Annotated in this window: 9 protein-coding genes; all 9 read left to right on the forward strand. The window is 48.5% G+C overall.

The features are described from left to right. The first annotated feature begins 17 nt into the window (after positions 1–17). The 9 genes from mnmC to dgcA all read left to right on the forward strand — a co-directional run bounded on the left by mnmC (position 18) and on the right by dgcA (position 12073). Positions 18–2027 (forward strand): bifunctional tRNA (5-methylaminomethyl-2-thiouridine)(34)-methyltransferase MnmC2/FAD-dependent 5-carboxymethylaminomethyl-2-thiouridine(34) oxidoreductase MnmC1, encoded by a 2010-nt coding sequence (gene mnmC / locus C4S60_RS14435; protein ID WP_103881061.1) that lies wholly within the window; start codon positions 18–20, stop codon positions 2025–2027. A gap of 188 nt (positions 2028–2215) precedes the next feature. Beyond that, positions 2216–3307, forward strand: a complete 1092-nt coding sequence (locus C4S60_RS14440) for an ABC transporter substrate-binding protein (protein ID WP_103881062.1) — start codon at positions 2216–2218, stop codon at positions 3305–3307. 7 nt (positions 3308–3314) lie between these two features. Continuing rightward, entirely contained in the window at positions 3315–5138 is a 1824-nt protein-coding gene (locus C4S60_RS14445) for a sensor domain-containing diguanylate cyclase (RefSeq protein WP_103881063.1), read from the forward strand. A 127-nt stretch (positions 5139–5265) separates the two neighbouring features. After that, positions 5266–6339: a DUF4056 domain-containing protein gene (locus tag C4S60_RS14450; protein WP_103881064.1), complete on the forward strand. Its 1074-nt coding sequence runs from the start codon at positions 5266–5268 to the stop codon at positions 6337–6339. 4 nt (positions 6340–6343) lie between these two features. Next, positions 6344–6718, forward strand: coding sequence for a diacylglycerol kinase (locus C4S60_RS14455; RefSeq protein WP_279626951.1), 375 nt, complete (start codon positions 6344–6346; stop codon positions 6716–6718). Positions 6719–7167: 449 nt separating this feature from the next. Next, positions 7168–8943, forward strand: a complete 1776-nt coding sequence (locus C4S60_RS14460; protein ID WP_103881065.1) for a M28 family metallopeptidase — start codon at positions 7168–7170, stop codon at positions 8941–8943. Between the two features lie 126 nt (positions 8944–9069). Next, complete coding sequence (locus C4S60_RS14465; RefSeq protein ID WP_103881066.1) at positions 9070–9966, forward strand: LysR family transcriptional regulator; 897 nt, start codon at positions 9070–9072, stop codon at positions 9964–9966. A 129-nt stretch (positions 9967–10095) separates the two neighbouring features. Then, the gene (gene dgcN / locus C4S60_RS14470; protein WP_103881067.1) at positions 10096–11100 is read left to right on the forward strand and encodes an N-acetyltransferase DgcN; all 1005 of its coding nucleotides are present in this window, start codon (positions 10096–10098) and stop codon (positions 11098–11100) included. A 7-nt stretch (positions 11101–11107) separates the two neighbouring features. Continuing rightward, complete coding sequence (dgcA, locus tag C4S60_RS14475) at positions 11108–12073, forward strand: N-acetyl-D-Glu racemase DgcA (protein WP_103881068.1); 966 nt, start codon at positions 11108–11110, stop codon at positions 12071–12073. The last annotated feature ends 40 nt before the right edge of the window (positions 12074–12113 follow it).

Genomic DNA, 12113 nt, shown 5'->3' on the forward strand with positions numbered 1-12113 from the left:
AGTTAAGTGTCAATATTATGACTTCTATCACTCATGCTCAACTCGACTGGAATGAGTCGGGAACCCCGGTTTCAGACCAATTTGACGACGTTTACTTCTCCAATGTCAATGGGTTAGAGGAAACACGTTACGTTTTTCTGAAACAAAATCGCCTTCCTGAGCGCTGGCACGAGTTTTCCCAGCGTCGTTTTGTCGTCGCTGAGACCGGATTTGGTACCGGGCTCAACTTTTTGGCGCTATGGCAATGGTTCGAACAATTCAGAGCCGAGAATCCACAGGCTGAGCTGAAGCAGTTGCATTTTATCAGCTTCGAAAAATACCCACTCTCAAAACAAGATCTACAAAAAGCTCACCTCGCCTGGCCCGAGTTAGAGCCCTATGCCAAGCAACTGCAGCAGCACTACCCTATCGCTGTGCCAGAGTGCCATCGAATTGTTCTGGCTGAGGGTGCTATCACCTTAGATCTTTGGTTTGGTGATATTAAAGACTGTATGCCTTTGGTACCGACCCCAGAACAAGGCATCGTCGACTGCTGGTTCCTGGACGGTTTTGCCCCAAGCAAAAATCCCGAAATGTGGAATCAGGACCTGTTCAATGGCATGGTAAAACTAGCAAAACAAGACTGTACCTGTGCTACCTTTACGGCCGCCGGTTTTGTTCGTCGTGGACTCATTGAGGCTGGTTTTAACATGCGTAAGGCCAAAGGGTTTGGTACCAAACGTGACATGATCGTTGGTCATGTTGAACACAAAACTCCTTACAGTAACTACCATCCATTGTTTTCTCGCCCAGCTGAGACAGAGCCTAAACGCGTCGCTGTCATCGGTGGTGGTATTGCCAGTGCCTGCATTATTCAGGCGTTAGCCAAAAGAGGCATTCAGTGTGATTTGTTCTGCAAAGATGAGCAAGCTGCGCAAGGCGCTTCCGGTAACCGTCAGGGTGCCGTTTATCCCTTATTAAACGGCGAACATAGAGGGGTTTCCCGTGTGTTTGCTCCGGCCTTTCTCTATGCCAGACAATTTGCTCAGCAAGCCGCAGAACGCATTTCCTTTGATCATGACTGGTGTGGTGTCACACAGTTAATGTGGGATGAGAAATCAACTCAAAAGCTGCAACGAATGCTCAAGGGCGAGTTTTCTGAACAATTGGTCCATGCTTTAAATGCGGAACAAACCAGTAACACCATTGGTGTCCCTTCACCCCATAGTAGCATTCATTACCCATTGGGAGGCTGGTTATGCCCGGCTCAACTGACTCAGGGATTAATCCAAGAGACTATCGATAGCGAAGCACTGAACGCTCATTTCTCTTCCCATGTGGAGCAGATTACTCAGGACGACTCAGGTCAGTGGCACATTAAGCTCCAGGGCGTGCAGACCCCATCACCAGAAGGTTACGATGCCGTTGTCGTTGCCAACGGTCACGAATTCCAACAGTTTGATCAAACCAGACCGCTGCATCTCACCGCAGTAAAAGGACAGGTCAGTCACATTCAAACCAGTGAAGCATTACAGAAAATTAAGAGCGTACTGTGTTATGACGGCTATATGACTCCGGTAAACCCCGCGACTCAAACACACTGCATCGGGGCCAGTTACGATCGACAGCACATTGATACCGAATTTGATCCCGTTGCTCAGGCACAGAACGCTGACAAACTGAAACACTGTATTCAAGGCGTCACCTGGGTCGACGATGTTGATACTTCCGATGGTCAGGCACGCCAAGGAATTCGCACAGTCAGTCGCGATCACTTACCTTTTGTCGGTCAGGTCAGCCAGTTTGATTTGCTCGAAAAGCGTTATACACAATCCAATGGTGCAACATTTGAACTTCCACAATATGAAGGCTTATATTGCATGCTTGGACTCGGTTCTCGTGGTTTGAGTTCAGCTCCCCTGCTTGCAGAGGTGCTGGTGTCGCAGATGTGTGCCGATCCGCTGCCACTGCCCGTAGATGTCCTTTCTGACATTCATCCTTCTCGTACCTGGATCAAACGTATTCAGAAATCAAAGCCGCTGATCTAAGCTGTTTTCTGTTCCCACCACTAAAGGAGTATTTAATGGTGGGAACAATGCCACCTGTTGCACTTATCGAATTAAATACAGCGTTTTACAAATGAGAAAATCCACCAATCTGGCTAAAAATCAACGTTTTCGGTTCGACTTCATTTCTATCGACCGCCATAATTCTGCTAAGCACAGGGAGTGTTGATATGAATTGGAAACTTTTTTGGCTAGCTTGTTGTTTATTTTTTGCTTTTAGCCAACCAACTCTGGGTGAAACAAAAAAAGCACCCACTAACATTTTGTTTGTCAATCCCGGTTTCGCTGATGAAAGCTTCTGGCACGATGTTGATCTGTATGCACAGGCTGCTGCACGACATTTTGACTATTCACTAGAAATCATTCATGGCAATCGCGACCACATACTGGTGCAACAGTTACTGGCCGATAGAATGACAAAGCAGCCAACACCCGACTACGTGATCCTTGTAAACGAAAAAAACAGTGGGTTAGCGCTGCTCAACACTCTCGAATCTTCGGATTGCTATGTCTCACTCGCATTGAACGACTTCTCTCCCCCAATTAAGCAGTCTTTGCTGACCAACCCGAACTGGAAGCGGCGACTGCTACCCGGGGTGATCCCAAACAACTTTAATATTGGTTATTTGACGGCGAGGGATCTCTACCAACAGGGAAAACAAACAGGCTCTCCGTCTACAGGGTCAGAAAAGAATGAAGGTAATTACCTGCTAATTTCAGGTGACAAAAACACCCCGGCTTCTAACGACAGAGAGGCAGGTGCCCTGTCTTTTATTATGCAAACAGAAAAGGTCGACCTTGCCCAGCGTGTCTACGGCAATTGGCGTGAGGATACCGCCTACAGTCAGGCGAAGGTGCTGCTAAACCGTCACCCTCAGACACGGTATATCTGGACAGCTAATGACCATATGGCGTTTGGCGTTCAAAGAGCACTGAATGAAACCGGCCTAAAAGTGGGTACTGACGTATTTCTTAGCACAGTAAACACCTCAGAACGGGTACTGGACAATCTGAAACAGGGCAAAATCAGCTCATTAGGGGGCGGGCATTTTACCGCAGTGGGGTTGCTTATCACCAAAATTCACTATCATAACTCTCATGAACAATGGCCCCAACGAACTAAGTTCAACCTGTTTCACCTTATACGCTACCCTTCGACCTTGTTTGATTTACTCAAATCGAAACAATGGGAGCGAATCGACTTTGACCGTATTGATATAGCCAACAATCCCGTTGATGCTTTTAAGGTAAAGGAAGAGTAACCCTTAGATGAAGCCATTCAAAGCGCACCCCTTAAGATACAAGCTCATCGCAATTATGGTGGTCGTCACTGGCTTGTTAACTTTCTTGAATCTCGCCGTACAAGGGTACTTCGACTATCAGCAGGATATCATCGAGGTAAAACAGCACGCTACACGCCACATTCGCTCCTTAACCTTTCCGATTTCAGAGGCGCTATGGGATCTGGATCTGGAACAGTTACAGCAACTTTTATTCAGCATCAGTGAAGACGAATATATCCGCAATATTCGTTTAACGGGTATCGATGGTACCTTAATCGAAGCCAATACGACCCTGGATTTGGAACAAGCCGGAGCAATGTTTGAACTCAGATACAACGGTCGCTATTTAGGCAACCTAAGCTATGCTCTTGATGATTCGGTCATTCGTGAACATGTCATGTCGAAACTCGCTTTCGGATTACTACTCAATACGTTAGAAGTCCTGGTCATTTTGTTGGTCATGGTCACTATCATTAGCAAAATGGTGACCACACCTTTACTCGAGCTACTCAACCTATCGAAAAACATCAATCCAGAGACTTCCAGCAAGATCGAACTGCCTAAGGAGTTTGAAGGACGCCAGGATGAAATTTCTTATGTGGCGCAGGCGCTGCAAAATATGAACAACACATCGAGAAAGGCCATTGCTGCACAGAGGAAAACCGAAAGAAAACTGCTCCACCACCAAAGTCAACTCAAACAATCCATTGAAAGGCAAACCGAGGCTTACAAAATTCAGAGCAAATTGCATCGGATTCTTGCAGACATGTCTCTTAATATTCTGACCTGTGATGAGAATAATGTCACCGAAGTGATGTACAGTGCGTTTGAACCTATCGGCCGAATACTGGACATTGACCGCCTTAGCATTCTGACCATTGATGGCAATACCGCCACTTTCAGTTATGCCTGGCGCTCAGACGGAACCAGAAACCCCCTGAGTGGTGGTTTCAATACCGAAAACATGCCATTTCTACAACGGCGACTTTTGTCACTTGAGCCCATTATCATTGACAACATCGAGGCATTAAAAGAGAGCGCAAACAATGAATATCAAATGCTCAAAGCGCAAAACGTGGCCTCAATCGCCGTATTCCCTTTGATCGATGGCAAATCCGTGTTCGGCCTGCTCACTGCATCAACGTTATGCTCACCTCGCATATGGCCCGATACACAAAAAACCATCCTTAGCCGTCTGTCTACGACGGTAAGTGAACTGCATATCCGATTAAAAAATCATCGGGAAATGACGGCGCTGCAAAATGAACTCATCGAAGCCAATCGCAGACTGCATATCGCCGCTGAGACCGATGAACTGACCGGTCTGCCGAACAGACGTCCGTTTATGTCAGAACTGATCCACAGCCTGGAAAGTCTCTACGTAAGCACGGTGACGATCATGATGATTGATGTCGACCATTTTAAACCTTATAACGACACCTACGGTCACGTTCAGGGAGACTTTGCTCTGCGCTATATATCACAGGCGCTGCGTCAGGTTCTGTCTCCTTGCGGTCATCTTGTTGCCAGAATTGGGGGTGAGGAATTCTGTGCGTTGCTGGTCAATGTATCCCAACAGGAAAGCATGCTTTTGGCCCAACGGATGCGCCAGGAAGTTGAAAAGCTCAACATCCCACATTCGAGCAATCAGCCCCATGATATCGTCACAATATCGGTCGGTATGACCTACCAGCAAGTTGATGACCACCAAACCACTTCACAGACGCTACTAGAGCAAGCAGACAAAGCGCTTTACCAAGCCAAACATCAAGGCAGGAACCACGTTTCCTCCTTTGAAGGAAACGTCTGACAACCCGCCGGCGATAAATCAAGCCAATTTTGTCCACACCACAAATTATTGCATTTATTTGACAATCGGTAGATGTGTACACTGCAGAATTGCCCGTTTTTTGTTCTATCTACTGATTTGGTTACCTATGAGAACTCTATTTCTACTACTTAGTCTCGGTTTTGCGTTTAGTCAGCCAAGCTACGCTGACGCAAATACTGTACCTGTAGGGATACGACCATGCTGCGCCTTCGGAACAGGCCTTAAAGCAGAGCTAGGAAGCGTGCCAGTCCCTTTCTACTCAATCAAAAATGTGCTTTCGATGGAGGATGTCGATGCGCACGTTTTTAATGATGGATCATCCAGTGTCGTAAGCAGCCTGTTCGGGGCCGCCGATGAAGTCAACGGCCTTATTTTCACCAATAAAGGCGGTTTTATCGACACCGCTCATGTAAGAGACACCGCCGACTTTACACTGTACCTTTATGACAAGATACATAATCGTCAGCAAAATGCCTTTGAGATCGCCCTGACCCCAGAGCTGATGGAGCGACGCATCGTCCTACGCAATCTCGACCAACTGGATAATGGCAATCATGAAGAAGCTAAACTGGCCGGACTGCTCGCCTTTCGACTTGCTCAATGGCACGAGATTGCCCAGTGGTACGGTTTGGTGTCCGTAGGTGGCTTTAAAGAGTACCCGTCTGCGTTCTCACCGGAAGACTTATACTCCAATATGCTGGGCGCACTGATCGCGATGGAGATCATTCAGGTAAACCCAGACATCACTCAGAGTGCATTCGTGGCCTTGTTTCCTCAGTATTTTCGCAAACACCTGAAACAACTTGAGTCACAAGATGTAGACACCACCATCGCTAAGCTGGAAACCCTCGATGGCATTTGGTGGGATAGTGATAAACGCCTCCCGGACAAATGGGTAGTGAAAACCCGTGACTACCACTTCAGCCTTGAACTGACACCCAACGGCATCACAAAGGGTACAATGCTGTCGCTTTCATCATTCCAGCCACTGGAACAGTTTGGTCAGTTAAAGCTCGTGAAAGCTGACAATGTGGCGTCTTTTGATATACTTCCGAGCACATTAAAAGAAAAAACCGTCTGGACACACCAGGACTTTCAGATGATAGCGAATATCTCTAAGTCGGTTGATGATCAGCATGCCAACAGCCGTAACGACGCGCTCACAATGAAACTGAACTAACGACATGAATGAAATGCAGAAAAACACCGGTATAAAACGAATTATCCTGGCCACAAAATACTCCTGGTTAGGGCTTGTGGCCGCCTGGAAAAATGAAGCTGCTTTTCGTCAGGAAGTCGTCGCACTGATTATCGCGATTGTGGTCGCTTTGACTCTCGATGTCTCTTTACTACACAAAGTGCTCCTTGTCGGCAGCGTTGTGTTTGTAATGATTGTAGAGCTGATGAACTCGGCGGTAGAGGCCGTGGTTGACCGAATTGGCCTTGAACGCCACGAGCTCTCTGGACGAGCAAAAGATCTTGGTTCGGCCGCGGTATTACTCGCCATTGCCCTGGCCACCATGGTTTGGGCTGGTATTCTTTGGACGCACTTCTACTAACGCAGCCCTCTTCATTTATAGGCTTGACCTTCTCCTAAGGTCAGGCCTTATTTTCATCTGACCACTCCTGATTAGAGATCATAGCAATGGGATGTTGCAACCAGTCACCCAATGGTGGCACCACTCAACTCGGTAAGTTGTTGAAGTTAATCGTTGGTGTTTTCGTGTTCATTTTCGTTCTTTCCCTATTGTTCCCACAGTAATTGATACTTCTAACCATATAATATTAAAAAAGAAGTGTTATCTGTATGTGTTGAAACATCGATCTACAATCCAGCACCCACTGCAAATTAAACTGATTGCATAATAAAAACTCACAGCAGGTTCCATATTCACTACCGACTCAAGTTGTTACATTTTATTTACATTCATCTTGATTAATGATGAGTCGTTATGCAACGAATGATTCGATGCATAACCCACATGGAATAATCAACATGGAGTAACAGATGCAACACTATAATAAAACGCTACTCGCTGGCTTAATCAGTACCACCCTTCTCAGTGGCTGCTGGTGGGACAATCCGGAAAAAGTAGCAACACACGTCAGTAAAAAAATCGATCGCGAAGAGGTGGTCAGCCATCTGGTTGAGTTAGAAGGACTGGCCAGCGTCACCACCGATGGCCAATCGACAACACGCTCTGCGGGATCTCAGGGTTATCAAAACTCCCTCGAATATATCCTCACTGTCATGCAAGACAACGGCTATATGGTTACCACCCAAGCTTTTGATTTCCGGGCATGGGAAGAGCTGGCCGGTACTGAGCTTAGCGTCAATAGCGTCGCATTAATCGGTGTCAGAGAGGCTCAGGAGGGTGTCGAGCCTGACTTTGCCACTATGTCATATTCCGGTTCTTCCAATGGCGTACTCAATGGCACTCTGAGCTTTATCACCCCGGATTTTCGTTTTGATGCCGCGGATTATGACAGCACAGATGGCTGCGAAGCATCCGACTTCACAGGCAAAGATGTCGCAGGGAAAATCGCCGTGATTCAGCGTGGTGGTTGCACGTTCGATTCAAAAGTCGTCAATGCTCAGAATGCGGGTGCCATCGCTGTTATCGTCTTTAACCAGGGCAATTCCGAAGGCCGGAAAAGTGTCGTCAACGGCACACTTGGCAGCGACAGCAGTGCAACGATTCCTGCGTTTGGTGCGCGCTTCGACTTAGGTAAGGCTTGGTTTGATTTGGCGGGCTCACAAACTGTTGAAGCCACCCTTACTGTCAGTGTGCAAGATGAAATCGTGGTCACCGAAAACGTGATTGCCGAGACGCCGACAGGTGACGCATCACAGGTGGTCATGATCGGTGCGCATTTGGATTCCGTTCCAGAAGGCCCTGGCATTAATGACAACGGTTCGGGCACTGCAGGCTTGCTGGCGTATGCGGTGACTCTTGCCGATTCGAAAATTCCGGTTAAAAATAAAATTCGCTTTGCCTGGTGGGCTGCCGAGGAAGCAGGTCTTGTGGGTTCTGAATACTACACCAACAGCCTGTTCTCGGAGATCTACGCAAAGGCACAACAACAGATTCTCGAAGAGCTGGGGTTAACGGATCCTGCCGCATTGACACCCGAACAATGGGATCTGGTCGAAGCACGTTACAAAGAGCTTAATGATATCAAGCTCTATCTGAACTTCGACATGATAGGCTCGCCAAACTATATCCTAGGCGTCATGGATGGCGACCTATCGGACACCAAAGACAGTCCTGACAATGCATACACTGGTGACTTTGAACCGCCTTATGGCACCTCTGATATCGAGCTGAACTTTAACAAGTTTTTTGCCTCGAAGCAGCTTTCAACGGTTCCTCAGGCATTGTCCAAACGTTCTGACTATGCCGGATTTGCAGACTGGGGCGTGGCCTTTGGAGGGCTATTTACAGGAGCTGAGAAAACGAAAACCGCTGACGAAGTAGCACTATTTGGGGGCGATATCGATGTCGCTTATGACGTGTGCTACCACCAGGCCTGTGATGACCTCAATAATGTCAGTCAGGAAGCGCTGCACATCAACACTCAAGCATTGGCTTACGTCACAACCTACTACGCCATGAGCGAGACTCTGTTCCCGGCGCAGGAGCCGGCAAGCGCGGAGGTCACTACCTTTAGCAGCTTAAGTGCACCAAAGGAAAAACTGCGTATTGGTGAACGACTCAAGGCTGCTGACAGCGTGTCGGATCACGATCACTTCCACGGCGATTTCGATCAGGATCTGCAATAACCCGACCACGCCCTGCCTCTCTCTTCCATCGGGGGAGACAGGGCGTCTTTACGTATCTTAAAAGATTCTCAAATCAATCCTTTTATTTTAAAGTGGCGCTATTCACCTCTTAACTACAGGGTTGCTGTGAATCTACGTCAACTGGAAGTCTTCTATGCCATCATGCAAACGGGCACCGTCTCTGGCGCAGCCAAAAACCTGCATGTCTCTCAGCCCAATGTCACTCGGGTATTAGCTCACACCGAGCAACAACTGGGGTTCGCGCTGTTCGAACGCGTAAAAGGACGACTAGTACCGACCCCTGAAGCGAGGACGCTCTTACCAGAAGCAGAAAAGATTTATCTGCAACTGGGGCAATTTCGCACACTCACGACTAAGATCAAAAACGGCCAACAGCATATTCGAGTTGGCACCCCGCCCGTTTTGGCCACAAAGCTGCTCCCTCCCATCATCGCCCGTTATTATCGGCAGCATACATGCTCGATCGAGCTGATCACCGGAAATCAAAATGAACTGTGTGATGCTCTGCTGCGCAATGAATTAGACATAGCGATCTGTTTTGGAGACGATGCGCCTGCTGGCGTCTCCCACCGCCTTTTGACTCGCCAATCCATGCAGATACTGGCTCCAGACGACTGTTACTCAAGATTGCAATCCAACAACAGCCCCATTGACGATGCCACCCTAGAACAATTGATGACCGATCAATTACCCGTTGTTGGCCTTGATCGACGTGATCCTCTGGGAAAAAAGCTCACTCAGGCAATAGAATGTCTGATTCCTGATTTCGTTCCGTCGCTGTCCATGCGAAATTACAGTTCAGCCGCAGAGTTGGCGCAACTGGGTATCGGCATTGCCATCGTTGATCCCTGGACCGCCAGACATTATGCCGACGGTGCTAACCTGCATCAGCTTAACCTGTTCCCTACGATAGACTGCTCGGTATCCTTACTCACCAGCGATGAACATGCCCTACCTATGGCAGCTAAACAGTTCGTCGCTGAATTGACCGCCAGTATTTAACCAATTGTAAACACTACCGTTATCGCCCATAACTTCACGTTATGGGCGAACAACAACAGAGTATTCGCCCTCGGCAATGTTCCGCTCTATCTTGGCTTCTACACTTTTCATTCTACTTAAAGGGACGCCATGAACATTTCTCAGCCTTATCTCCTTTTCCTCGGTGATGTCACCGACCCTCTTGCCGCTAAGACCGCCCGAGGCATTGTTAAATGGCGTCCGGATGCCTGCCTGGGTCAGTTGAGACTCACCTCAGATACCGTCTGTCTGGGTCTGGACGATCTCAGCCTTGAACAAGCCTGGCAACAAGGGGCCCGAACCCTGGTGATTGGCACGGCCAACGCTGGTGGGTTTATTCCCAGAAACTGGGTAGACACTTTGATTGAAGCCGGAAAGCAGGGCTTTGATATCGCTTCCGGTATGCATCAACGTCTCTCAGATGTGCCTGAATTATCCGAACTCGCCACAAAAACTGACATTAACCTGTTTGATGTGCGCCACTTTGATGAAAAGCTCTCCGTAGGCACCGGGCAAAAGCGTGCCGGCAAACGCCTGCTTACTGTAGGTACCGACTGCTCAGTAGGCAAGATGTTCAGTGCATTAGCAATTGAAAGGGCACTGAACGAGCGGGGGATGAACGCGCAATTCAAAGCCACCGGACAAACCGGGATTCTCATCGATGGCAGAGGCATCTCCGTCGATGCGGTTGTCGCTGATTTCATTTCAGGCGCGGCAGAAACCCTCAGCCCAGCGTTCAACGACCACGATTGGGACATCATCGAAGGACAAGGCTCCCTGTTCAATCCATCCTTTGCAGGTGTCAGTCTGGGGCTTCTTCACGGTGCCCAACCGGACGCTCTGGTCTTGTGTCACGAGATTGGCAGAGAGCATATTCGTCATCTGCCCCACGCCGCACTACCAACCATCGAGCAAACGCTTGAAGCCAATCTTTTGGCAGCCCGTGTGACCAACCCCAAAGTCCAGTTTGTCGGTATTTGCTTAAATACGTCCATACTTAAGGAAACTGAAGCACAGCAACTGTGTCAGCAATGGAGCGAACAGTTTGGCCTGCCTGTTTCCGATCCTGTGCGCTTTGGAGTCGCGGCGATTGCCGACCATGTGACCAATTTGTGAGGGTACTATGAGGATTGAAGCTCATCATCATTCGATACAATTAACCAAACCCTTTACCATCTCACGCGGCACCCGCACCCACTGTGATGTCGTGCGCGTCACTATTGAATATCAGGATTTTCTGTCTCAGGGTGAATGTACGCCATATCCAAGATACGGCGAGTCGGTCGACTCGGTGATCGCTCAGATCAACAACTTCAGTAAAGCATTGGCAACACTTGATCCGCTGGAGGCTCGCATTGCCCTTCAATCGTTTCCGGCAGGTGCCGCCAGAAATGCGCTTGATTGTGCTTTGTGGTCGATGGAAAGCCGATTATATGCGAGCGCCTTTCCGTCTCCGTATTTCTCAATTCAACCTGTAATCGAAACAGCAATGACGGTGTCCGTGGCTGACACCGCGACAATGACTGAACAGGCAAAACAGTATGTCGATCAGGGCGCGACCTTACTCAAGGTCAAACTGGATGCGGAGTCCGTTATCGATAAAGTGCATGCCATTCGCCAGGCGGTACCGGAAACCAAAATCATCATCGATGCTAATGAAGCGTGGCACACGCTGGATCTGGTATCGATTTTTGAACAGCTAACTCCGCTCAACATCGCGATGATTGAACAACCGGTACCAAGCGGGCAAGACCACCTTCTAAAAGGGATAGAGCATCCCATTCCGCTGTGTGCCGACGAGAGTTGCCATACCCGAGCTGAACTTGACACACTTATTGACTGCTACGAGATGATTAATATCAAACTGGACAAAACCGGGGGACTCACTGAGGCTCTCGCGCTGGAAGCCAGAGCCAGAGAAGAAGGTCTCGCCATTATGTGCGGCTGTATGCTGGGAACCTCTTTGGCCATGAAGGCCGCGTTGCCCATAGCCACCAATGCCGAAATCGTCGACTTAGACGGACCGGTTTTGTTGGGCAGCGACATTGAGGATGGATTAACCTACCTCAATGGCACTCTGGTTCTTTAGACGCCATTTTAAAACGCGCCAGTGTCACTCCAAGGCGCGT

The sequence above is a fragment of the Vibrio hangzhouensis genome, assembly GCF_900107935.1.
Classification (GTDB): Bacteria; Pseudomonadota; Gammaproteobacteria; order Enterobacterales; family Vibrionaceae; genus Vibrio; species Vibrio hangzhouensis.